We start from the raw sequence: 22,487 nt of genomic DNA, 5'->3' as shown, positions 1-22,487 counted from the left end.
CGACCGGATGCAGGAAGGGGGGCCGAGGCCCCCCTTTTTTCGTGTCCGTCGTCCGGCTCAGCCGCCGAAGTCGTCGAGCATGATGTCCTCGCGGTCCACGCCCAGTTCCAGCAGCATGTTGATCACCGACTGGTTCATGATGGGCGGGCCGCACATGTAGAACTCGCAGTCCTCGGGCGCCGGGTGGTTCTTCAGGTACTCGTTGTAGAGCACGTTGTGGATGAAGCCGGTGTAGCCCTTCCACTCGTCCTCGGGCAGCGCGTCCGAGAGGGCGACGTGCCATTCGAAGTTGTCGAATTCCTTGGCCAGCTGGTCGAAGTCCTCGACGAAGAACATCTCGCGCTTGGACCGTGCGCCGTACCAGAACGAGATCTTCCGGTCGCGGTTCTCGAGCCGCTTGAGCTGGTCGAAGATGTGCGAGCGCATCGGGGCCATGCCCGCGCCGCCGCCGATGAAGACCATCTCCTTCTTGGTCTCGCGGGCGAAGAACTCGCCGAACGGGCCGGAGATGGTGACCTTGTCACCGGGCTTGAGGTTGAAGATGTACGAGGACATCTGCCCGGCGGGGATGCCGGTCGAGCCCGGGGGCGGCGAGGCCACGCGGACGTTGAGCATGATGATGCCGCGCTCTTCGGGGTAGTTCGCCATGGAGTAGGCGCGTTCGATCGGCTCGGTGACCGTCGACTCGTACTGCCACAGGTTGAACTTGTCCCAGTCGCCCCGGTATTCCTCGGCGACGTCGAACTCCTTGTACGACAGCTTGTGCGCGGGGGCCTCGATCTGGATGTAGCCACCGGCGCGGAAGTTGACGTTCTCGCCTTCCGGCAGCTTGAGGACCAGCGCCTTGATGAAGGTCGCGACGTTCTCGTTGGAAATGACCTCGCATTCCCACTTCTTCACGCCGAAGACCTCTTCGGGGACCTCGATCTCCATGTCCTGCTTGACCGCGACCTGGCAGGACAGGCGGTCGCCGCAGGCGGCCTCGCGCTTGGTGATGTGGCTCTCTTCGGTGGGCAGGATCGACCCGCCGCCCGAATGGACCCGCACCCGGCACTGCGCGCAGGTGCCGCCGCCGCCGCAGGCGGAGGGCACGAAGAGCTTCTGGCCGGCGAGGGTCTGCAGCAGCTTGCCGCCGGCCGGGACCGAGATAGTCTTCTCGCCGTTGATGGTGATGTTGACGTTGCCCGTCGACACCAGACGTGCGCGCGCCATCAGGATGATGGTCACCAGCGCGATCACGATCAGGGTGAAGAGGATGACGCCGAGGCTGAAAGTTTCCATGTGTTCCTAGTCCTCCTGCCTCAGAGTTTCACGCCGCTGAAGGACATGAAGGCCATGGCCATCAGGCCCGCGGTGATGAAGGTGATGCCAAGACCCTGAAGACCGACGGGAATGTCCGAGTACTTCAGCTTCTCGCGCACACCGGCCATCGCGGTGATCGCCAGCGCCCAGCCGAAGCCGGACGACACGCCGTAGGTGAGGCTTTCGGCAAAGTCGTAGTTCCGTTCCACCATGAACAGCGAGCCACCGAGGATGGCGCAGTTCACCGTGATCAGCGGCAGGTAGACGCCGAGCGCGTTGTAGAGCGGCGGGAAGTACTTATCGAGCACCATCTCGAGGATCTGCACCAGCGCGGCGATCACCCCGATGTAGGAGATGAGGCCGAGGAAGGTCAGGTCGATGTCCGGGAAGCCCGCCCATGCCAGCGCGCCGGGCGCCAGCAGGTAGGTCAGGATCAGGTTGTTGGCGGGCACGGTGATCGCCTGCACGATCATCACCGAGACGCCAAGACCCATGGCGGTCGAGATCTTCTTCGACACGGCGATGAAGGTACACATCCCCAGGAAGAAGGACAGGGCAAGGTTCTCGACGAAAACCGCCTTGACCGCGAGAGAGATGAGACCTTCCATCAGTGCGCCTCCACGCTCTGGATCTTGTATTCACGCTCTTCGACCTGGCCGGGCTTCCAGGTGCGGATCGCCCAGATCAGCAGGCCGATGACGAAGAAGGCCGAGGGCGGCAGCAGCAGCAGGCCGTTCGGCACGTACCAGCCGCCGTTGTTGACGGTCGGCAGGATGGTGACGCCGAACAGCGAGCCCGAGCCGAAGAGCTCGCGGATCACGCCGACGACCATCAGGATCAGACCATAGCCCGCGCCGTTGCCGATGCCGTCGACGAAGCTCGCCACCGGCGGATTGCTCATGGCGAAGGCCTCGGCGCGACCCATCACGATGCAGTTCGTGATGATCAGGCCGACGAAGACCGACAGGGTCTTCGAGATCTCGTAGGCATAGGCCTTGAGCAGCTGGTCCACCACGATCACCAGCGAGGCGATGATGACCATCTGCACGATGATCCGGATCGAGCTCGGGATCTGGTTGCGCAGCATCGAGATGAACATCGACGAGAAGGCGGTCACCAGCGTCACGGCGATGGCCATCACCAGCGCCACCTTCAGCGAGGAGGTCACCGCGAGCGCCGAACAGATGCCCAGCACCTGCAGGGTGATCGGGTTGTTGTCGATCAAGGGATCGACGAGCTGCGATTTGCGGGTCTGCTGGGCCATCAGATCTCTCCTGCCTTAAGCCGCTCGAGGAACGGGCCGTAGCCCTGTTCACCCATCCAGAAGCGGACAAGGTTGTCGACACCGCGCGAGGTCAGGGTCGCCCCGGCCAGCGCGTCGATATAGTAGTCCTGGCCGGCGGCGGGCGCCTGCTTGGCGACGGTGATCTGCAGCGTGCCGTCTTCGTCACGCAGCTTCTTGCCGTTCCAGAGCGCCTTCCAGCGCGGGTTGTCCACCTCGGCCCCAAGGCCGGGGGTCTCGCCCTGCTGGTAGAACTGCAGGCCGTAGATGTCGTTGCCGTTCTCTTCCAGCGCGATGAAGCCGTAGAGCGTGGACCAGAGGCCATAGCCCTCGATCGGCAGCACCGCCTTGTCGATCGCGCCGTTCGCGTCGCGCAGGATGTAGACCGTCTGGAAGATCTGCTGCTTGCCGCCGAGACCCGCCGGGTCCTCGTCGAGCGCGCGCACGATCGCCGGGTCGCCGGAGGCCGCCAGCTCCTCGAAGGTCGCGACGTCGTACTTGTCGGTGAACTCGCCGGTGGCCAGTTCCAGAACGTGCGGCTCGAAGTCCTTGAAGGCCTCGGCCACGTTCATGCCGGGTTCGTAGACGCCCGCCACTTCAAGCACGTTCATCTGCTTGTCGCGCAGCTTGTTGGCGTCCTGCACCGGGCGCAGCGACACTGCCGCCGCCGACACGACCATCGAGGCCAGGAGGCAGAGCACCACCGCCACGGTCACCGTCTTGACGGTGGAATCCGGCGGCATGTCGAGGAAGCGGCGGACGAAGCCCTTGCTTGCGTTGGTGTCAGACATTGCGCTTGGCCCTCCGCTTGATGTTGGCCTGGACGACGAAGTAGTCGATCAGCGGCGCGAAGACGTTGCCGAACAGGATTGCCAGCATCATGCCTTCCGGGAAGGCCGGGTTGATCACACGGATCATCACGACCATGAAACCGATGAGCGCGCCGTAGATGTAGCGGCCGACGTTGGTGTGGCTGGCCGAGACGGGCTCGGTCACCATGAAGACGAGGCCGAAGGCGTAGCCGCCGATCACCAGGTGCCAGTACCAGGGCATGGCGAACATCGGGTTGGTGTCCGAGCCGATGACGTTCAGCAGCGACGAGAAGCCGATCATCCCCGCAAGGCAGCCGACGATCAGGCGCCAGTTGGCGATCTTCGTGGCCAGCAGGAAGGCAAGGCCCAGCAGGCAGGCGATGGTCGAGGTCTCGCCGAACGAGCCCTGGATCGTGCCGACGAAGGCGTCCATCCAGCTGATGCCGTGCTGCGGCAGCGCGGCGGCGCCTTCGCTGGCGCCGATGGCCAGCGCGGTCGCGCCCGAGAAGCCGTCGACCGGGGTCCAGACGCTGTCACCGGACATCTGCGCCGGGTAGGCGAAGTAGAGGAAGGCACGGCCGACCAGCGCCGGGTTGAGGAAGTTCTTGCCAGTGCCGCCAAAGACTTCCTTGCCGATCACCACGCCGAAGATGATGCCGAGCGCGACCTGCCAGAGCGGCGCGGTGGCGGGCATGATCAGCGTGTAGAGCATCGAGGTCACGAGGAAGCCCTCGTTCACCTCGTGGCGACGGATCACCGCGAAGATCACCTCGAAGATGCCGCCCGCAACCAGCGTCACGATGTAGATCGGCAGGAAATAGAGCAGCCCGTGCAGGATGTTGGCGATCGGGTTGGCGGCGTTGAAGCCGATGCCGAGCCCGTCGATGATCGCCGCGCGCCAGCCCGAGGCGCCGTATTCGGCGATCGCGAGGTTGGTCTGCAGGCCGGTGTTGTACATGCCGAAGAGGACGCAGGGGATCGTCGCCAGCACCACGTAGGTCATGATCCGCTTCATGTCGATGTACGAGCGGGCATGGGGCGCGACGGTGGTCACGGTCTTCGGGGTGTAGATGAAGCTCTCCACCATCTCGTAGATGGGGAAGTATTTCTCGAACCTGCCGCCCTTCAGGAATTGGGGCTCGATCCGATCGAAGAAATTGCGCAGACCCAAGGTCTTAGCCCTCCTTTTCGATCTTGCTGAGGCTGTCGCGAAGGGCGATGCCGTATTCGTACTTGGCCGGGCAGGCGAAACCGCAGAGGCCGAGGTCCTCCTCGTCCAGCTCCAGCGCACCCAGCGCCTGTGCCGTGTCGGTGTCCATCACCAGCAGCGCGCGCAGAAGCTGCGTCGGCAGGTAGTCCTGCGGCATCAGCTCCTCGAAGGTGCCGAGCGGCACCATGGCGCGGCGGCCGCCGTTGAGGTTCGACGTGAGCGCGTAGAGCTTCTTGGTGAAGGCCGAGCCGAGCACCGGCTGCACCGCGAACTTCGAGCCCATCGGGCGGATCCAGCCCATCGGGATCTGCTTCTTGTCTTCCTCGATCAGGGTGATCTGGCGCGCGTAGCGGCCAAGGAAGCCGGTCTGACCCGCCCCCATGCGGCCGCTGAGGATCGAGCCAGAGATGACGCGGACGGGCGTGCCGCCCTTGAGGTCCTCGGCGCAGAGATCCTCCATCGAGGCCCCAGCGAGCGTACGCACGAGGCGCGGACGGCTGCACATCGGGCCGGACAGGGCGATGATGCGCTTGGCGTCCAGACGCCCGGTCTCGAGCAGTTTCCCGATCGCGATCACGTCATGGTAGCCAATGCTCCAGACGGTCTTCGCGGCCGAGGGCGGCTCGAGGAAATGCATGTGCGTGCCGGCAAGGCCCGCCGGGTGCGGCCCCGAGAAGCCCGCGGCGGTGATGCCGGGCAGGTCGGCGCCGGGCATATCCGCGCCGATCTTCTGGCAGAGGTACACCTTGCCCTCGGTCAGCAGCGGCAGCGCCTGCAGGCCGCGGGTGAAGGCACCGGCATCCTCGGCGATGATCGTGGCGGCGTCGCCGCAGAGCGGCTCGCTGTCCATCGCGGTGACGAAGATCGCGGCAGGCTTGCTCTCGGGCGCCGGCACCTTCGAGTAGGGACGGGTGCGGAACGAGGTCCAGAGGCCGGAGGCGCAGAGCTTGGCGATGAGGCCCGCGGTGGTGGTCGCGTCGCCGACGGACGTGAAGTCCATGGGCTCGGCGGCGCTCGGGTCGACCTCGATCTCGATGCTGATCAGCACGCGGCGCGGGCCGCGGTTGACCGCCTTGATTCGCCCCGAAACCGGCGCGGTGACCTGAACCTCGGGCGTATCCTTGTGGGCCAGAATCGGCGCGCCGGCGGCGACGACATCGCCTTCCTGCACCACGATTCTCGGCTTCAAGCCGATGTAATCCTGCCCCAGAACCGCAACGGTCCGGACCGCTGCACCGTCTTCGATTCCGCCTTCGGGTGTCCCCAGCACCGGGACATCGAGACCTTTTCTCAACGTATATTGCTGCACGTCGCTTCGTCCTGTCCTTTTTCCGGCAGCCTTATGCGCCGCAACGCCGCAGTTTGGAAGAGTTTGACGAGAAAGTTTCGAATTTAATGTTGAATCACCCGCCAAAACGGCTCAGAAGCCGTTTGTCTCATCGTCGACCCTACAGCTTCCTGCGGAGATACCGGATGAACCCTCTTACCTTTTCTCGCCGTAGCTTCCTCGTGATGCCTTTCGCCCTGGCGGCGTGCAAGAAAGGGTGGTCCGTCATCGAGCTCGCAGGCCTGACCATGGGCACGAGCTATTCGATCGCCGCGATCGACCACACCAACAAGATCGACAAGGCCGAGCTGCAGCAGGCCGTGAACGCGAGCCTGTCGCAGGTGACCGCGCAGATGTCGAACTGGGATGCCGGCTCGGAGATCTCGCGCTTCAACGCCGCCGGGGCGACCGACCGTTTCGCCGTCTCGCCCGAGGTCGCGCACGTGATGACCGCGGCGCACGAGATCAACGCGGCCACCGACGGCCGATTCGACGTCACCGTCGGCCCGCTGATCGACCTCTGGGGCTTCGGCTCGGGCAAGACCCGCAGCGACATGCCGAGCGACGCCGAAGTCGCGCAGGCGCTGGCCTGCTGCGGCCAGTCGCAGTCGGTGGGCGTTGCGGACCGCGCGCTGCAGAAGATGCGCCCCGAGGCGGAAGTCTACCTCTCGGCCATCGGCAAGGGCTTCGGCATCGACCAGGTCGCGCGCACCCTCGCCGGCTTCGGCATCACCGACTACATGGTCGAGATCGGCGGCGATCTCTACACCGCCGGCAAGAACCCCGACGGCCAGGCATGGCGCATCGGCATCGAGACGCCGGAAGCCTTCGACCGCGGCGTGCAGCAGGTCGTGGCCGTGTCCGACATGGGCATGGCGACCTCGGGCGACTACCGCAACTTCTTCGACTACGAAGGCAAGCGCTACTCGCACATCATCGACGCCACCACCGGCCGCCCGGTCACCCACAACACCGCCTCGGTGACCGTGATGACCGAGAACGCCATGCTGGCCGACGCCTGGGCGACCGCCCTGCTGGTGCTCGGTGCCGAGCGTGGTCTCGAACTCGCAAATCAGCGTGACATGGCGGCGCTCTTCATTGAACGCACCGGCAAGGCAGGCGACAAGGGCTTCAAGCTCACGGCCAGCGACCGCTTCACCGCGCTGCAGGCCTGAGTCTCTCGGGCCGCGCAACCGCTGAAAGGGAGGTTTCGACATGTCGACCTTCGTTCTCGCCTTCGGACTTCTGATGATCGTGATGCTGGGCATGGCGCTCGGCGTCATTCTCAACGGGCGGACGATCAAGGGCAGCTGCGGCGGGCTCAACGCCATCGCCGGGGCCGACCGCTGCGTGGTCTGCAAGCAGGAGGTCGATCCCGACAGCCCGCTGCGCGACCGCCTGCACTGCCCCAAGGCGCGCAAGATGCTCGAGCAGATGGAGCGCGAAGAGCGCCAGGCCACCTGAGCCGCGGCCCCTTCCGGAATACGAAACGCCGGCCCGAGGGCCGGCGTTTTCGTTTTGGCGGAACGGCTTGGCCCGGCACGCGCCGGGCGGCTGCGCCCTCAGTGGCTGGTCAGCGGGGTCAGGCCCAGCACCAGCAGCGCCGCGGCGGCGACCACCCCGAACACCCAGAGCTGCCAGCGCGGACCCTCGGCCTTCCACACGCTGCGGTAGCGGTAACCGACAAGGCAGGCGATCACGAAGAGCACCGTGGCGCTGGCGGGGGACAGCGTGAGATCGGGCAAGAGTCGGGCCTCCGAGCTGGATTTCGTTTACTCGTGCGCTGATTGCACTAACCTGAAAGAGGTTCAAGGGAGGGTAATGCCATGCCAGCTTCTTACAGACCTCATACCCGCGACGACGACGAGCACGAACACAGCCACAGCCAGACCCTGGCCACGAACCTCTCGGCCTCCGAGGCGACCGTGGACCACGTGCTCGAGACCAAGAGCGGCGATCTCTTCACCATCCATCCGCACGAGACCATCGGCCGGGCGGTCGAGGTGCTCCGCGACCAGCGCATCGGCGCGCTTCTGGTTGTCGACGCCGAGGGTGAACTTGTCGGCATCCTCTCCGAGCGCGACATCGTGCGGCGGCTCGCCGACACGCCGGGGCGCACCCTGCCGCAGACCGTGGCCGAGCTGATGACCACCAAGCTCGAGACCTGCACCCCCGAGGACTCGCTCGTGTGGGTGCTGCGCCGGATGACCGACGGGCGCTTCCGCCACATGCCGGTGCTCGAGGACGAAGAACTGATCGGCATGATCTCGATCGGCGACGTGGTGAACTTCCGGCTGATCGCGCTGGAATACGAGGCGCTGAAGCTCAAGCAGCTGATCGTCGGCTGAGCCCGGCGCGGGCACAGGGCGTCACGCAAGGAAAAGGGCCGCGTCCGGTTCGGTCGCGGCCCTCTTTTGTCTATCGTCCCGGCGTCACTCGTCGCCCGGCACCCCGTAGGAGGGCGCCTCGCGCGGGTCGAGCGCGCGCTGCACGTAGGCCGCGAGCTGCGGCTTGTAGATCTCCCAGGCCGTGGCCACCGCCTCGATCGGGCAGTCCTCGGTCCAGTCGCAGCGCAGGTCGGCCACCGGCCAGCTGACCTTGTCGACGATCTTCAGCCCCGCCGAATGCACCGGCCCGGCCTCGCCCCCCGCCGCGAGCCCCGCCCGCAACGCCGCGATCAGGCGGTCGCCGATATGGCCGGTCGCACCGAGATAGGCATCGACCATCGCCTGCGGCACGCCGTCATTGGCCAGCATGTTGCCGCCCGAGGCGGCGTTCTCGGCCTGCGCCTGCGTCCAGATACCCAGCGAGTTCGGCCCGGAATGGATCGCCGTGCGCCCCTGCCCGTCCACCGCCAGCACCTGCCGGTACTCGATGAACCTGCCGCGCCGCTGCACCTCCGCGATGGCCTCGGGCGCGCTCATCCCCTGCTCCATCAGGTCGAGCGCGAGCGGGCCCAGCGAGGGATCCGTCACGTTCTGCGAGGCCACGGCTCCCACCCCGGCGCGCGCATAGGAACAGCGCGCCGCAACGGCCGGCGACGAGGACGAGATGACGAGGCCGAACATGCCGGTCTCGGGGCAGCGGGCGACGAGCGAGAAGGTCATCGCGGCTCAGGCCTTGTAGTCGTGCGGGATGACCGCGGTCGCCTCGATCTCGACCAGCCAGTCGGGACGCGCCAGCGCGGTGACGACGAGGCCGGTGGACACCGGGTGCACGCCCCTGATGTACTCGCCCATGGTCCGGTAGACCGCCTCGCGGTTGCGCACGTCGGTCAGGAACACCTGCACGCGGCAGACATGCTCCATCGCGCCGCCGCATTCCTCCATCAGCTGCTTGATGTTCTGCATGACCTTGTGGGTCTGCTCGACCGGGTCGTGGCTGTCGATGTTCTTGGCATCGTCGAGGTTCTGCGGGCACTGGCCACGCAGGAACACCATCTTGCCCTCGGCGACCACCGCCTGGCAGAGGTCGTTGTCGAGCTTCTGCTCGGGGTAGGTGTCCTTGGTGTTGAACTTGCGGATGCGGGTATGGGCCATCTGGCGCTCCGTTGGGGTTATTCTGCGGCCCGCGCGGGGGAAGTCGCGCGCCGGGCCTCGTCGTCGTAATGGGTGTAGCTGCGCTGGATCACGATCTGATCGGCGATGTAACGGGCGTCGTGCCAGACGCCCCAGATGAAGCTCGAGCCGCGGCGCGAAAGCCACGGCAGGCCGAGGAAGTAGAAGCCGCGCTCGGGCGAGACGCCGCGCTGCTGGCGCGGACGCCCGGTCTCGTCGAGCACGTCGAGCTCGAGCCAGCCATAGTCGAGCGCGTAGCCGGTCGCCCAGATGATCGTGCTCACCCCGGCCTCGGCGAGATCGAGCTCGGCGAGCGGATGGGTCATGCACTCGGGGTCGGGCGGCAGCAGCCGCGCCGAGGGTTCCTCGGGCAGTTCGAGCCCGTTCGCCGTGACATAGGCGTCGGCCTGATCGAGCAGCGCGAGGTAGTTGGCATCCCCCTCCTCGACGTTGCGCACGAGATCGTCCCGGAAATGCAGCCGCCCGTCCTCGAACCGGTCGGTGTGCCCGACCAGCGTGATGCCCTCCGCCGCGAGTTGGCGGAACTCCACGGTCCGGCCGCCGTTTGCGCCGCTCACCGCGATGGTGACGTGCTCGGTGCCCGGCGCGGGAGCCGGGATGTCCCAGAGCCCCAGCACCCCAAGCCACCAGCAATAGTCGCGCCCGCGATAGGCGCGCGGCGGGCGCCCGTGCGGCCCGACCGACAGGTAGACCTTGCGCCCGGCCCGGTTCAGCTCGTCGGCGATCTGCGCCCCCGAAGAGCCCGCCCCGACGACCAGCACCGCCCCCTCGGGCAGCTGGCCCGGGTTGCGGTAATCGGCCGAGTGCAGCTGCATCACCGGCGCGTCCTGTGGCACCACCTTCGGGATCACCGGGGTCTGGAACGGACCGGTGGCCGAGACCACGTTGCGCGCCTCGATCACCCCTTCCGAGGTCTCCACCCGGAAGCCGGGCCGCCCGCCCAGACGCTGGACCCGCGTCACCTCGACGCCGCAGCGGATCGGCGCGCCGAATTTCGCGGCGTAGCGCTCGAAATACTCTGCCACCTCGTCCTTGCCGGGAAAGGCCTCGCCGTCGCCGTCGAATTCCATGCCCGGAAAGCGGTCGTGCCAGGCGGGGCCGTTGGCGACCAGCGAATCCCAGCGCCCGGTGCGCCAGCGCTCGGCGATGCGGCTCTTCTCGAGCACGATGTGCGGCACGCCCTCGCGCGCGAGATGCTCACTCATGGCGACCCCGGCCTGACCAGCGCCGATGACGAGCGTGTCGATGGTTTCAACGGGCATGGCGAGTCCTTCCGCGGCCAGAGAGTCCCCTCCTGTCTAACTCCGCGGCAGCTTCGGGCGAATTACGAATTTCATCGCCCCTGCTTCGGCCACGCCTAAGCCAGCGCGGATGCCCGCCCGGAAGGCGGCGATGGTTCGGCAAGTGCGCCCAGTGCGAAGGCGCCAGGCCGGTGCCCTGCCGCCCATTATCCCTGTTGCGATAGTCTTATGAATCAACATCATGTGGCCCATGTCGCGCATCCCAAGAAGAAGCTGAAACCCGGTGAGCCTCTACGATCCCCTGAAAGACCGCCTGTCCTCGCTCCGCGTCACAACCGTGAGAATGAAGTTCGCGGACATTGAAGAAATCATCGGTCGGGAGCTTCCGCCGAGCGCCCGGAAATACCCGGCATGGTGGGGCAACAACGATCAGGACGGCAAGCGGCATTCTGCCGCCTGGCTGCATGCCGGATGGCGCACCGAAGACCTCGCGCTCGAGATGGAGGAGGTCAGTTTCGTGCGGCGCGATGCGCACTCCTCGTCACCGGCCTTTCTTCCGGCGATCAGAAGCTCCCTGTCCGCGGAATGGACTGCCGCGGGAGAGATCACCCTGTCCAGCGAGCAAGCGTTGGCTTTCCCCGCGGCGCCGAAAGAGGCCGGGATCTATCGCTTCCGATTTTCTGGAGAGGGCGGGTCTCGCTGCTACATCGGGGAGAGCGCAAACTTGGACAGACGCTTCGGCTCCTATCGCCGCCCCGGATCGACGCAGGCGACCAACCTGCGCCTGAATGAGTTGATGAGGCGGCAGCTCATGGAAGGTGGCAGGATTCACCTCGATCTCATCACGCGGATCGGCACGCTTGCGCATGATGGTTCCGACAAGGAAGAGACGCTCAGCGACAAGGCGGTGCGAAGACTGTTCGAGCAAGCTGCGATCGTTGCGGACAACGCCACCGAAATCGAGTCGCTGAACCGTTGATCAGGCCGCGGATTGCCGATGCCGACAGCCTCCGAAGCTCGGTGCGGAAGGAAGCGGTCGCTCAAGGCACCCGGTCCTCGCAGACCTGACGCTTGCCTGCACCGAAACGCAGAAGGCCCGGCACGAGCCGGACCTTCGCAACATCGACAGCGTCCGGCGGCTCAGCTCGCCGGGACCGCGCCGCTTTCGACGCGCCGCGCCGCCTTCTGCGAGACGAAGGCGCAGACCAGCAGCTGGCTCATGTGGTAGATCATCACCGGCAGCACGATCGCCCCGACCTGGTCGGCGGCGAAGAGCGCCGTGGCGATCGGCAGACCCGAGGCGAGGCTCTTGGTCGAGCCGCAGTAGAACAGCACCGCCCGGTCCGCGTAGGGCAGGCCGAAGAGCTTGCCCGCCCCGATCATCATCAGCATGACGATGGCAAGGAAGACCAGCACCACCAGCAGCAGCATCACGAGGCTCGCCATCGGGATCTTCGACCAGAGCCCCGAGACCGTGCCCGCGCTGAAGGCCGAGTAGACGATGAGCAGGATCGAGCCGCGATCCACCACCATGGTCAGGACCTTGTGGCGCTTCACGAAGGCGCCGACCCAGGGCCGGACCAGCTGGCCGACGACGAAGGGCAGCAGGATCTGCGTGCCGATCTTGACCACCGCGTCGAAGCTTACCCCGCCATCCCCGGCATGCAGCAGCAGCGCCACCAGCGCCGGGGTCAGCACCACGCCGACGATGTTCGACAGCGAGGCGGCGCAGATCGCCGCTGGCACGTTGCCCCCCGCGATCGAGGTGAAGGCGATCGAGGATTGCACGGTCGAGGGCAGCACCGACAGGAACAGCAGGCCAAGCGTGACCTCGGTGCCGAGCGCCGGGGCGAAGATCGCCGCCAGCCCCATGCCGATCACCGGGAAGAGCGCGTAGGTCGCGCCGAAGCTCAACCCCTGCAGCCGCCAGTTCAGCAGCCCGGCACGCACCGCGCTCGGGTCGAGCTTGGCCCCGTAGAGGAAGAACAGCAGCGCGACGGCCCAGAAGGTCACGTGTTTCAGCCCCACCGCCGCCACGCCCTGCGCGGGCAGCAGCAGGCCAAGGAAGACCGTGCCGATCAGCAGCAGCATGTAGGTGTCGATGCCGATGCGTTTGAGATACTTCATCCCGTCTCCTGCTCTTTCCCTCTCCGGCGCCTGCGCCGCTCCCTGTAACGACAGGGGCGCGGGGGGTGCCCGCGCCCTTGCCGGATGTCACGCGGGCCTCAGAACCCTGCGGCCTGCCCATCCTTACGCGGATCCGAGCCGGCCGCAAAGCCGCCTTCCGGCAGCCGGTGCACCAATTGTGCACCGCCAAAGCCGAAGGCATTGTCCGGCGCCTCGATCTGGATCCGGTGGCCGAGCGCCTTGAGCCCGTCGAGCACCGCCGGGGCCATGCTCGGCTCGCAGGCCACGTCGAGCCCCTCGATCATCCGCCAGCGCGGCGCGTCGGCGGCGGTCTGCACGTCCTGCTCCCAGAGCTGGGTGCGCAGCAGCAGCTGCAGGTGTCCCTGCGCCTGGATCGGCCCGCCCATCATGCCGAAGGCCATGAGAGGCTCGCCCTGCTTCATGGCGAAGCCCGGGATGATCGTGTGGAACGGCCGCTTGCCGCCCGCGACGCGGTTCGGGTGGCCTTCCTCGGTGGTGAAGCCGTAGCCGCGGTTCTGCATCGACACGCCGGTGCCCGGCACCACCACGCCCGAGCCGAAGCCCGCGTAGTTGGACTGGATGAAGCTGACCATCATCCCCGAGGCATCGGCGGTGTTGAGCAGCACCGTGCCGCCGCGCTTCGGCGCGCCGGGACCGAAGTCCTGCGCCTTGTCCTCGGCGATGAGCGCCGCGCGGGTTCTCAGGTACCCGGGGTCCAGTAGCGCGGTCTCGTCCACCTCGGTCATGTGCTCGCGGTCGGCGACAAAGGCGTGCAGGTCGGCATAGGCGAGCTTGATCGCCTCGATCTGCAGGTGCACGGCCATCAGGTCATCCGGGCCATGCTCGCGGATCGAGGTGTGCTGCAGCATCCCCAGCGCCATGAGCGCGGCGATGCCCTGCCCGTTCGGCGGGATCTCGTGCAGTTCGACGTCGTCGAAGGACTGGCTGACCGTGCCGCACCAGTCGGGCTTGTGGCTCGCCAGATCCTCAAGCGTCATTGCGCCGCCATGCGCCTTGGCGAAGGCGACGATCTCCTCGGCGATCTCGCCCTCGTAGAAGGCGCGGCCCTTGGTCTCGGCAATCGCCTTGAGGGTGCGCGCGGCACCTGGGTTGCGGAAGCGCTCGCCTGCCTTGGGGGCGCGGCCGCCGGGCAGGAAAGTCTCGGCGAAACCGGGCTGCTTGCCCAGCGTCGCCGCGCCCTTGGCCCAGAGCGTCGCGATCACCGGCGAGACGATGAACCCTTCCTCGGCGTAGCGGATCGCGGGGGCCAGCACCGTCGCCAGCCCGAGCTTGCCGAACCGCTCCGAAAGCTCGACCCAGGCGCTGACCGCGCCCGGCACCGTAACCGCGTCCCAGCCGTGCTGCGGCATGCCATCCGGGAAGCGCTCGGGCGACCAGGCGGCGGGCGCGCGGCCCGAGGCGTTGAGCCCGTGCAGCTGCTTGCCGTCCCAGAGGATGCAGAAGGCGTCCGAGCCGAGCCCGTTGCCCGTGGGTTCGACCACGGTCAGCGCCGCGGCGGTGGCGATCGCGGCATCCACCGCGTTGCCGCCCTGCTGCAGGATGGTCAGCCCGGCCTGCGTGGCCAGCGGCTGGGACGTGGCCACGACGTTCTCGGCCAGCACGGGCGAGCGGCGCGACGGGTAGACGGGATCATGACGCAGGCGCATCGGAACTCCTTGCCGAAATTTTGCGTGTCTTGAGGTGGCCGCGGATCGCCCAGGCAATCGAGACGAGGGCCGCGACGAGGAAGATTAGGCTGATCGGCCGGGTGAAGAACAGCGCCGGATCGGCATCGGTCATCAGCGCCCGGCGCAGGTTGGTCTCGGCGATCGGGCCAAGGATCACCCCCAGCACCAGCGGCGCCAGCGAGTAGCCGAGCGCGCGCAGCGCGTAGCCCGCCACCCCGATGAAGCCGAGCAGGTAGAGGTCGGTCACCCGGTTGTTCAGCGCGAAGGAGCCGACGACGCAGCAGACCATGACCACCGGCACGATGAGCCATTTCGGCACCTCGGCGACGCGCAGGAACATCCGCATCGACACCACCGAGACGAAGAGCATCATCAGCGAGGCGACGGCCATGGCGATGAACATGCCGTAGACGAGGTCGGCGTGGTCCATGATCAGCCGCGGGCCGACCGAGATGCCGTGAACCATCAGCGAGGCCATCAGGATCGCGTCCACCGCAGAGCCCGGGATGCCGAGGCCGATGAGGGGGATGAGACCACCCCCGGCGGTGGCCGAGTTGCCCGCCTCCGAGGCGACGACGCCGTCGGGGTTGCCCTTGCCGAAGCTCTCGGGGTCCTTCGAGCTGCGCTTGGCCTGGTCATAGGCCACGAGGTTGGCAATCGAGCCCCCCGCCCCCGGCAGCGCGCCGATCAGCACGCCGACGATGGACGAGCGGATCAGGTTCACCGGGCGCAGCAGCACCTCCTTCATCACCTTCCAGGTCTGGAAGTCGATGGCGCCGGTCACCAGCGCGTTGCCCGAGCGGACGGATTTCGCGTCCTCGACCTCGGAGGTCAGCTGCGAGATCGCGAAGATGCCGATCAGCACGACGAGGAACGGCAGCCCGGTCTCCAGCATCTCGATGCCGAAGTCGAAGCGCGGCCGCCCCATGATCGGGTCGGTGCCGACGGTCGAGATGGCAAGCCCGACGAGCCCCGCCAGCAGGCCGCGGATCACGCTGTCACCCACCAGCGAGGCGACGATGGTCAGCGCGAAGACGATCAGCGAGAAATATTCCCACGGGCCGAGCTTCACCGCGAACATCGCCAGCGGCGGCGCGGCGACGATCAGCACGATGGTCGAGATGACGGTGCCGAAGAACGAGGCCCAGACACCGAGCGACAGCGCCCGGCCGGGCTCGCCGTTGCGGGCCATGGGGAAGGCGTCGAAGGTGGTGGCGACCGACGAGGGCGTGCCGGGAATGCCGAGCAGCGCCGCCGAGATGAGCCCGCCGGTGTAGCCGCCGACGTAGACCGAGAGCATCACCGCGATGCCCTGAAGCGGCTCCATGGTGAAGGTCAGCGGCAGGGTCAGCACGATGGCCATGGTGACCGTGAAGCCCGGGATCGCGGCGGCGATGATGCCGGCCAGCGAGCCGAAGAGCATGTAGATCAGCGTGGCGAGCGTGAAGATCTGCGCCGCGCCGGAAAGGAAGCTGTCCATGTCAGAGCACCCCGCGCGGCAGGAAGACCGAGAAGACCTCGGCAAAGAGCCAGTTCAGCCCGAAGGAGAAGACGAGCGCGACGACCACCGCGATCAGCAGCGTCGCGGGCCGGCGCGGCATCAGCACCGCTTCCAGCGTGAGGATGAAGAGGAAGCTCGCTATAGAGAAGCCGAGCACCGGGATCAGCACGAGGTAGACCGCGAGCGCGCCGAGCGAGACGAAGACGAGGTGACGGCGCTGCGCCCATGCCACGGTCTGGCAGGCGAAGCGGCCGTAGGCGCCGGCAGGGATCTTGCGCAGCGCGTCGACGATGGCGATCACCGCCACCAGCGCCATGCCGGCAAAGACGATCTTGGGGAAGGCGCCCGCGCCGAGCTTCTCGAAGCGCGAGGTGGGGATCGCAGCGGCCGAGACGAACAGCCCGACCGAGGCGAGAAGGATCAGCACGTAGCTCAGGAGGCGGGCGATCTCGCCCGCCTCCCGTGCCTGCTGCTTGTCGTAGCCGGCGTCGCTCACGGTGCGAGCACCTCTGCGAGCGACTTCACCGTCTCGTCGAGCTTGGCGAGGTAGGCGCGGTAGCCCTCCTGGCCGCGGAAGTCGACCGAGGCCCCGGCGTTGTTGGTCTGCTCGATATAGGCCGGATCCTTCGACAGCGCCTCGAGCGCCGCTTCCATCTTGTCGCGGGCCTCCTGCGGCGCGTCCTTCGGCATGACGATGCCGCGGGTCACCTGCAGCTCGAGATCGGCTCCGAGTTCCTTGAAGGTCGGGACCTCGGGCGCCTCGTCGACGCGCTCGAGCGAGCCCACCGCGAGGAACTGCAGGTCGCCGTTGTCGACGAACTGCTTCGAGGAGGAGATGTCGCCGATCGCCGCGTCGAGGTTGCCGCCGACAAGGGCGCGGACGCGCTCGCCGGTGCCTTCATAGCCCACGTAGGCGAACTGCAGCCCGTAGGCCTGTTCGATCATCGCCGCGTGCAGGTGCGGCACGCCGCCGAGGGTCACGCCCATGGTGATCTCGCCCGGGTGCGCCTTGGCGTAGGTCACGAATTCCTCGAAATTCGTGTAGTCCTCGGTCGGGTGCACCACGAGATACTGCGGCGAGGCGGTCATCAGCGCGATCGGCTCGAAATCCTCCCAGGAGATCTCGGTGATGCCGGTCTCGGTGGCGGTCAGCAGGCCTTCGTGGACCTGGCTGATGGTGTAGCCGTCGTTGGCGCGGCGCGAGGCCTCGCGCAGGCCGACGGTGCCGCCGACGCCGGGCATGTTGATGATCGGCATGTCGGCACCGAGGAAGGGCGCGATGTTGCCCGCGATGAGGCGCATCAGCGTGTCCGACCCGCCGCCCGGCGACCAGGGCACGATGAACTCGACCGGGTGGTCGGGGTAATCGCCGGCGCTGGCTGGTGCGGCGATCAGGGTGGCGGCGGCAAGAAGGGCGGCAAGGCCCGAGGGGAGTTTCATGGGAAGGATCCCTGTATGCTGGCAGGCCGGTGGTTTGGCCACCGGCGGTTCTGATTACGTCAGGTCGGGATATCACAAGAAATTTCCACACAAAGCGCGGAATTATTGCCATCATTTTTCGTTTTGCTTAACTTGAGCCCATGGACACGCGACAACTCGAAACCCTTCTTGCCATCGAGCAGCATGGCGGCTTCGCCGCGGCGGCGCAGGCGATCAACATCACCGCCTCGGCGGTGAGCCAGCAGGTCTCGGCGCTCGAGGCGGAGCTGGGGGCGCAGCTCTACGACCGCAGCCGCCGCCCGCCGGTGCTGACCGCCAAGGGCGCCGAGATGTTGCGCTCGGCGCGGCAGATCCTGCGCATCGTCACCGAGACCAAGGCCTCGGTGACCGGCGGCAACGTCAGCGGCACGCTGGCCTTCGGCACGCTGCGCACCGGGGCCAATTCGCTGGTGCCGAACGCGCTGGCGAGCCTGCGGGGACAGTATCCCGACCTCACCTACCGGCTGCGCATCGGCATGTCCGAGGAATTGATGGCCGAGGTGGTCTCGGGCCAGCTCGACGCGGCGCTGGTGGCCGAGCACGTGGCGGTGCCGCCGAGCCTGCGCTGGACCGAGGTGCTGAGCGAGCCGCTGGTGGTGATCACCCCGCCCGGCACCGGCGGGCTGGCGATCCGCGACCTCGTGCGGCAGGTGCCCTACATCCGCTACCGCACGCAGGTGCCGCTGGCACGGCAGATCGACACGGAAATCGCCCGGCTCGGCGCCGCGCCGCGGCAGGCGGTGTCGGTGAACACGATGACGGCGGTGGTGGGATGCGTGCGGGCGGGGATGGGCTTTGCCGTCATCCCCTATGTCGCGCTGCAGGATTCGATCACCGCGGCGCTCGACTGGTTTCCCTTCGGCTCGCCGCCGATCCACCGCCGGCTCGGCGTGGTGCGACGCCCGACGACCAGCCGGGCCGAGGTGCTGTCAGCCCTGATCGCCGCGCTGATCGAGCATGGCCGCCCGCGCGACGATCAGGATTGATCCCGTGTCCGGCCTCAGCTGCGATCCTCGAGGATGCGGGCCAGCGCCGGGTCGTCGCCGAAGAACGGCTCGGCCGAGACACCCATGGCATCCCACTGGTCCGGCTGGATCACCAGGCGCTGTCGCAGCTCGTTCTGGAACGGGCTGATCTTGCCGGTGCGGCGGGCGCGGGCCTTCAGCAGCTCGCCCTCGATCGCCGTACCGATGTCACGGTATTCACCTCGTGCAACGAGCCCTTCCGCGTAGGCAAGTATCTCGCCGCTGATGGTGACTGTCTCTGTCTTGCGCATGAACCGACCCCCTCATACTCGCGTGGCAGCAGAACGAGTGTATCCTGAGTCGGCCTGTGGACAATGCGCCAAGTTAATGCGGCGTTAAGACTTTCGGCGACCCTGAGGCGGAAAGGCCGCGCCGGATCTCTCCGGCGCGGCCTGCGGTTATCTCAACCTAAGGTAGAGAATTGTCTTCGCGTTTCCGCTTCAGGCCCATTCGCCCTTGCGGAAGACCGGCACGCGGGTGCCGTCCTCGCGGATGCCGTCGATGTCGGTCTCGGCGCCGCCGATCATCCAGTCGACGTGGATCATCGAGCTGTTGCCGCCCTGCGCCGCGACCTGCTCCGCGCTCAGCGAGGCACCGTCGAGGAAGCATTTCGAGTAGCACTGGCCAAGCGCGATGTGGCAGGCGGCGTTCTCGTCGAAGAGCGTGTTGTAGAAGAGCAGCCCCGATTGCGAGATCGGCGAGCTGTGCGGCACGAGGGCCACCTCGCCGAGACGCGCCGCGCCCTCGTCGGTCGCCAGCAGCTCGCGCAGCACTTCCTCGCCCTGCGAGGCCTTGGCCTCGACGATGCGGCCCGCCTCGAAACGCACCTCGATGCCGTCGATCAGGCTGCCCTGGTGCGACAGCGGCTTGGTCGAGCGCACCCAGCCCTCGACGCGCTGCGCGTGCGGGGTGGTGAAGACCTCTTCTGTCGGCACGTTCGGGTTGCAGACCACGCCGTTCTGCGCCGTGCTCGCGCCGCCATGCCATTCATGCCCGTCGGCAAGGCCGATGGTCAGGTCGGTGCCCGGCCCGGTGAAGTGCAGCGCCGAGAAGCGCTCGGCGTTCAGCCACTCGGTGCGGGCGCGCAGCGCGGCATTGTGCTCGGCCCAGGCCGCGACCGGATCGTCGCCGGTGACGCGCGAGGCGGCAATGATCGCCTCGGCCAGCTTCGCCTGCGCCTCGGGCTCGGAAAGCTCGGGGAACATGCGCTTGGCCCAGGCCGCACCCGGCCAGGCGCAGATCGACCAGTTGATGTTGAAGTTGGTGATCTTCTCCATCGCCGGCTTGTAGGCCTTCGAGTTGGCCTTGCCCATGCGCGAGACCTTCGCCGGGTCCTGCCCGGCGAGCAGCATCGGATCCTCGCCGACGATGGCCATGCGCGCGGCCCCCGCGCCGAAGGCCTCGGCCATGCCGTTGTAGAGCCAGCCGGTGGCCGCGTCGAAGCTCGCGTCGTGGCCTTCCTCGAACCGCGCGAGCGCCACGTCGGAATCCGAGAGCAGCGGCGTCACGAGCGACGCCCCGGCGCGATAGGCCGCGCGGGTCACCGCGCGCACCAGCGGCAGGGCCGAAACCGGCGCGGTCAGCACCAGTTGCTGGCCCGGCTGGATGTTCACGCCGGTGCGCACCGCCACTTCGGCAAGCCGGTCGATCAGCATGGGGTCGATGGGGGTCGACGTCATGAAATGCTCCTTTGTCTGTAGGTTGCGGCAAAGCTGGGCCCGCGGCGTAGAACAGTCAAGCAACCCCACGCCAGCCTGACCTCGCGTGAAAATGCCGCAGCTTGCTTTCATTCGGGGCAATATGCATTGAAGATCGTCTCGATTTGGTGATAGGAGGCCCGCCATGCTTCGTTCCATATGGCAAAAATATATCGGTCCCGCATTCCTGCGGCCCCCGCGATTCCAGGTCGCGGCGCTTTGCCATAGGCAGAATCCGCAGACGAACGAGCTCGAGGTCCTGCTGATCACCTCGCGCGAGACCAAGCGCTGGGTGCTTCCCAAGGGCTGGCCGAAGCGCGGCTACGACGCCGCCGGCACCGCTGTCGAGGAAGCCTGGGAAGAGGCCGGGGTGCGCGCACCCTCCGAGCCCCCCCTGAAGGTCGGCAGCTACCGCTACGAAAAGCGGCTCGATGGCGGGCTTCCGGCCCCGACCCACGTCGATGTCTACGCCGTCGAGGCGAAGGGCATGTTCGACACCTTCCCCGAGGCCGGCGAGCGCGAGCGTCGCTGGGTTCGGCCGGCAGAGGCCGCGACCATGGTCGAGGAACCGAGCCTGAGACAGCTTCTGGCGCGCGCGCCCGATCTCCTCGTCGCGCTGGCGTCGGGCTGAGCACCACCGATATTCCGAGAACAGAGAGGGCATCGCCGTGAGCGGGCAAGCCAAAGGCCATGAGTGGAAGACGTTGGACACCGACCTCAATCGGATGTCCCTTCTCGAATCCGCCTCTCTCTACACCGCGCGCCCGCTTGTCGGCGTCGGTCTCTCGCTGCTCTTCGTCGGTTTCGCGGCGCCTGCCGCGGCGCTGCTGACCGGCGCCGCGCCGGGCTCGATCGTCATCATCGTCGCCGCCGCCTTCGGCGCCTACATGGCGCTGAACATCGGCGCCAACGACGTCGCCAACAACATGGGCCCGGCGGTGGGCGCGAACGCGCTCTCGATGGCCGGGGCCATCGCCATCGCCGCGATCTGCGAGAGCGCCGGTGCGCTGCTGGCGGGCGGCGACGTGGTCTCGACCATATCCAAGGGCATCATCGACCCCGCGTCGCTCAGCGAGGGCAGCCTGTTCATCCAGGCCATGCTGGCGGCGCTGCTCTCGGCGGCGCTCTGGGTCAACCTCGCCACCTGGATCGGCGCGCCGGTCTCGACCACCCACGCCGTCGTCGGCGGCGTGATGGGTGCGGGCATCGTCGCGGCGGGCTTCGGCACGGTGAACTGGTCGACCATGGGCGCCATCGCCGCCAGCTGGGTGATCTCGCCGCTGATGGGCGGCATCATCGCCGCCGCCATGCTCGCCTTCATCAAGTGGAAGGTGATGTACGTGCCCGACCGGATCGCCGCCGCGCGGGTCTGGGTGCCGGTGCTGATCGGCATCATGTCGGGCGCCTTCTCCATGTACCTGGCGATGAAGGGCCTCAAGCACCTGATGAAGATCGACCTGCACGACGCGCTGATCATCGGCGCGGTGGCGGGCGTGTTCTTCTGGCTGGTTTCCGTGCCGCTGGTGCGGCGCCAGTCGCGCGGGCTCGAGAACCGCAACGCCTCGCTGAAGGTGCTGTTCCGCCTGCCGCTCGTCGTCTCCGCGGGGCTGCTCTCCTTCGCCCACGGCGCCAATGACGTGGCCAACGCCGTCGGTCCGCTCGCCGCCATCGTGCATGCGATGAGCAGCGGCGACGCCTCCGAAAGCGTCGCGATCCCGATGTGGGTCATGGTGATCGGCGCGCTCGGCATCTCCTGCGGCCTCATGCTCTTCGGCCCGAAGCTGATCCGCATGGTCGGCAACCAGATCACCAAGCTGAACCCGATGCGCGCCTATTGCGTGGCGCTCTCGGCCGCGGTGACGGTGATCGCCGCCTCGTGGCTCGGCCTGCCGGTCAGCTCGACCCACATCGCCGTGGGCGCGATCTTCGGCGTCGGCTTCTTCCGCGAATGGTTCATGGAGATGCGCGCGCGCCGGGCAAACCGCGTCCGCAGCCCGCGCAAGCCCATCGCCGCGGAAGAGCGCCAGCGCCGCAAGCTGGTCCGCCGCTCGCATTTCATGACCATCATCGCCGCGTGGATCATCACGGTCCCGGCCTCGGCCCTGCTGTCGGCGCTTTGCTTCCTACTCATCTCCACCCTCGTCGGCTAAGCTGAATCCGCGCTTTACGGAAAGGGCCTCAGGGTATATGAGGCACC

24 protein-coding genes are annotated in these 22,487 nt (G+C 67.2%); 7 read left to right on the top strand and 17 right to left on the bottom strand.

Annotation, left to right across the window (positions count from 1 at the left end; translation table 11 throughout):
• Nucleotides 1–57: 57 nt before the first annotated feature.
• The 6 genes from nqrF to PVT71_RS18870 are packed head-to-tail and all read right to left on the bottom strand — an operon-like array spanning nucleotide 58 to nucleotide 5,915.
• Nucleotides 58–1,281 (bottom strand): NADH:ubiquinone reductase (Na(+)-transporting) subunit F, encoded by a 1,224-nt coding sequence (nqrF, locus tag PVT71_RS18895; protein ID WP_353473991.1) that lies wholly within the window; start codon nucleotides 1,279–1,281, stop codon nucleotides 58–60.
• Between the two features lie 20 nt (nucleotides 1,282–1,301).
• Nucleotides 1,302–1,910: an NADH:ubiquinone reductase (Na(+)-transporting) subunit E gene (gene nqrE, locus PVT71_RS18890; RefSeq protein WP_353473990.1), complete on the bottom strand. Its 609-nt coding sequence runs from the start codon at nucleotides 1,908–1,910 to the stop codon at nucleotides 1,302–1,304.
• Nucleotides 1,910–2,566 (bottom strand): NADH:ubiquinone reductase (Na(+)-transporting) subunit D, encoded by a 657-nt coding sequence (locus PVT71_RS18885; RefSeq protein WP_353473989.1) that lies wholly within the window; start codon nucleotides 2,564–2,566, stop codon nucleotides 1,910–1,912. Before PVT71_RS18885 ends, nqrE begins: the two co-directional genes overlap by 1 nt.
• Nucleotides 2,566–3,375 (bottom strand): Na(+)-translocating NADH-quinone reductase subunit C, encoded by an 810-nt coding sequence (locus PVT71_RS18880; RefSeq protein ID WP_353473988.1) that lies wholly within the window; start codon nucleotides 3,373–3,375, stop codon nucleotides 2,566–2,568. Before PVT71_RS18880 ends, PVT71_RS18885 begins: the two co-directional genes overlap by 1 nt.
• Nucleotides 3,368–4,567 carry an NADH:ubiquinone reductase (Na(+)-transporting) subunit B gene (locus PVT71_RS18875; protein WP_353473987.1) on the bottom strand — a complete coding sequence of 400 codons (1,200 nt, stop codon included), beginning with the start codon at nucleotides 4,565–4,567 and terminating at the stop codon, nucleotides 3,368–3,370. Before PVT71_RS18875 ends, PVT71_RS18880 begins: the two co-directional genes overlap by 8 nt.
• Nucleotides 4,568–4,571: 4 nt before the next feature.
• Entirely contained in the window at nucleotides 4,572–5,915 is a 1,344-nt protein-coding gene (locus tag PVT71_RS18870; RefSeq protein ID WP_353473986.1) for a Na(+)-translocating NADH-quinone reductase subunit A, read from the bottom strand.
• Between the two features lie 203 nt (nucleotides 5,916–6,118).
• Between PVT71_RS18870 and PVT71_RS18865 the strand changes: the two genes are divergently transcribed.
• Both PVT71_RS18865 and nqrM read left to right on the top strand, forming a co-directional pair.
• Nucleotides 6,119–7,108, top strand: coding sequence for an FAD:protein FMN transferase (locus PVT71_RS18865; protein ID WP_353475564.1), 990 nt, complete (start codon nucleotides 6,119–6,121; stop codon nucleotides 7,106–7,108).
• Nucleotides 7,109–7,148: 40 nt separating this feature from the next.
• Nucleotides 7,149–7,397, top strand: coding sequence for a (Na+)-NQR maturation NqrM (gene nqrM / locus PVT71_RS18860; RefSeq protein ID WP_353473985.1), 249 nt, complete (start codon nucleotides 7,149–7,151; stop codon nucleotides 7,395–7,397).
• Between the two features lie 98 nt (nucleotides 7,398–7,495).
• On the opposite strand, the gene PVT71_RS18855 is transcribed toward nqrM, so the two are convergent.
• Nucleotides 7,496–7,678: a hypothetical protein gene (locus PVT71_RS18855; protein WP_353473984.1), complete on the bottom strand. Its 183-nt coding sequence runs from the start codon at nucleotides 7,676–7,678 to the stop codon at nucleotides 7,496–7,498.
• Nucleotides 7,679–7,759: 81 nt separating this feature from the next.
• On the opposite strand from PVT71_RS18855, the gene PVT71_RS18850 reads away from it, so the two are divergent.
• A complete protein-coding gene (locus tag PVT71_RS18850; protein ID WP_353473983.1) occupies nucleotides 7,760–8,281 on the top strand; it encodes a CBS domain-containing protein in 522 nt (173 codons plus the stop codon).
• Nucleotides 8,282–8,365: 84 nt separating this feature from the next.
• Here the strand turns inward: PVT71_RS18850 and PVT71_RS18845 are convergent, their stop codons facing one another.
• The 3 genes from PVT71_RS18845 to PVT71_RS18835 are packed head-to-tail and all read right to left on the bottom strand — an operon-like array spanning nucleotide 8,366 to nucleotide 10,773.
• Nucleotides 8,366–9,040: a DUF1028 domain-containing protein gene (locus PVT71_RS18845; RefSeq protein ID WP_353473982.1), complete on the bottom strand. Its 675-nt coding sequence runs from the start codon at nucleotides 9,038–9,040 to the stop codon at nucleotides 8,366–8,368.
• Between the two features lie 6 nt (nucleotides 9,041–9,046).
• Entirely contained in the window at nucleotides 9,047–9,472 is a 426-nt protein-coding gene (locus PVT71_RS18840) for a RidA family protein (RefSeq protein ID WP_353473981.1), read from the bottom strand.
• 17 nt (nucleotides 9,473–9,489) lie between these two features.
• The gene (locus PVT71_RS18835) at nucleotides 9,490–10,773 is read right to left on the bottom strand and encodes an NAD(P)/FAD-dependent oxidoreductase (protein ID WP_353473980.1); all 1,284 of its coding nucleotides are present in this window, start codon (nucleotides 10,771–10,773) and stop codon (nucleotides 9,490–9,492) included.
• A gap of 262 nt (nucleotides 10,774–11,035) precedes the next feature.
• On the opposite strand from PVT71_RS18835, the gene PVT71_RS18830 reads away from it, so the two are divergent.
• On the top strand, nucleotides 11,036–11,731 hold the full coding sequence (locus tag PVT71_RS18830) for a hypothetical protein (protein WP_353473979.1): 696 nt from the start codon (nucleotides 11,036–11,038) through the stop codon (nucleotides 11,729–11,731).
• A 161-nt stretch (nucleotides 11,732–11,892) separates the two neighbouring features.
• Here PVT71_RS18830 and PVT71_RS18825 read toward each other — a convergent pair whose 3' ends face one another.
• The 5 genes from PVT71_RS18825 to PVT71_RS18805 form a co-directional block, all read right to left on the bottom strand.
• A complete protein-coding gene (locus tag PVT71_RS18825; RefSeq protein WP_353473978.1) occupies nucleotides 11,893–12,879 on the bottom strand; it encodes a bile acid:sodium symporter family protein in 987 nt (328 codons plus the stop codon).
• A gap of 98 nt (nucleotides 12,880–12,977) precedes the next feature.
• The gene (locus PVT71_RS18820; protein ID WP_353473977.1) at nucleotides 12,978–14,567 is read right to left on the bottom strand and encodes a gamma-glutamyltransferase family protein; all 1,590 of its coding nucleotides are present in this window, start codon (nucleotides 14,565–14,567) and stop codon (nucleotides 12,978–12,980) included.
• Nucleotides 14,551–16,068: a tripartite tricarboxylate transporter permease gene (locus PVT71_RS18815; RefSeq protein WP_353473976.1), complete on the bottom strand. Its 1,518-nt coding sequence runs from the start codon at nucleotides 16,066–16,068 to the stop codon at nucleotides 14,551–14,553. The genes PVT71_RS18820 and PVT71_RS18815 overlap by 17 nt, the downstream gene beginning before the upstream one ends.
• Nucleotide 16,069: 1 nt before the next feature.
• Nucleotides 16,070–16,585 (bottom strand): tripartite tricarboxylate transporter TctB family protein, encoded by a 516-nt coding sequence (locus PVT71_RS18810; protein WP_353473975.1) that lies wholly within the window; start codon nucleotides 16,583–16,585, stop codon nucleotides 16,070–16,072.
• Nucleotides 16,582–17,529, bottom strand: a complete 948-nt coding sequence (locus PVT71_RS18805; RefSeq protein ID WP_353473974.1) for a tripartite tricarboxylate transporter substrate binding protein — start codon at nucleotides 17,527–17,529, stop codon at nucleotides 16,582–16,584. Before PVT71_RS18805 ends, PVT71_RS18810 begins: the two co-directional genes overlap by 4 nt.
• A 140-nt stretch (nucleotides 17,530–17,669) precedes the next feature.
• Here PVT71_RS18805 and PVT71_RS18800 point away from each other — a divergent pair, with 140 nt between their 5' ends.
• A complete protein-coding gene (locus PVT71_RS18800) occupies nucleotides 17,670–18,554 on the top strand; it encodes a LysR family transcriptional regulator (RefSeq protein ID WP_353473973.1) in 885 nt (294 codons plus the stop codon).
• Nucleotides 18,555–18,568: 14 nt separating this feature from the next.
• Here the strand turns inward: PVT71_RS18800 and PVT71_RS18795 are convergent, their stop codons facing one another.
• The gene (locus PVT71_RS18795) at nucleotides 18,569–18,844 is read right to left on the bottom strand and encodes a hypothetical protein (RefSeq protein WP_353473972.1); all 276 of its coding nucleotides are present in this window, start codon (nucleotides 18,842–18,844) and stop codon (nucleotides 18,569–18,571) included.
• A 189-nt stretch (nucleotides 18,845–19,033) separates the two neighbouring features.
• Nucleotides 19,034–20,272, bottom strand: coding sequence for an aminopeptidase (locus PVT71_RS18790; protein ID WP_353473971.1), 1,239 nt, complete (start codon nucleotides 20,270–20,272; stop codon nucleotides 19,034–19,036).
• 163 nt (nucleotides 20,273–20,435) lie between these two features.
• Between PVT71_RS18790 and PVT71_RS18785 the strand changes: the two genes are divergently transcribed.
• On the top strand, nucleotides 20,436–20,921 hold the full coding sequence (locus PVT71_RS18785; RefSeq protein WP_353473970.1) for an NUDIX hydrolase: 486 nt from the start codon (nucleotides 20,436–20,438) through the stop codon (nucleotides 20,919–20,921).
• Between the two features lie 94 nt (nucleotides 20,922–21,015).
• On the top strand, nucleotides 21,016–22,440 hold the full coding sequence (locus tag PVT71_RS18780; RefSeq protein ID WP_353473969.1) for an inorganic phosphate transporter: 1,425 nt from the start codon (nucleotides 21,016–21,018) through the stop codon (nucleotides 22,438–22,440).
• Nucleotides 22,441–22,487: the final 47 nt, after the last annotated feature.

It is taken from the genome of Salipiger sp. H15, assembly GCF_040409955.1.
Taxonomy (GTDB): domain Bacteria; phylum Pseudomonadota; class Alphaproteobacteria; order Rhodobacterales; family Rhodobacteraceae; genus Salipiger.
The sequence above is the reverse complement of the archived record's forward strand: the minus strand, read 5'-3'. Positions and strand labels throughout refer to the sequence as shown.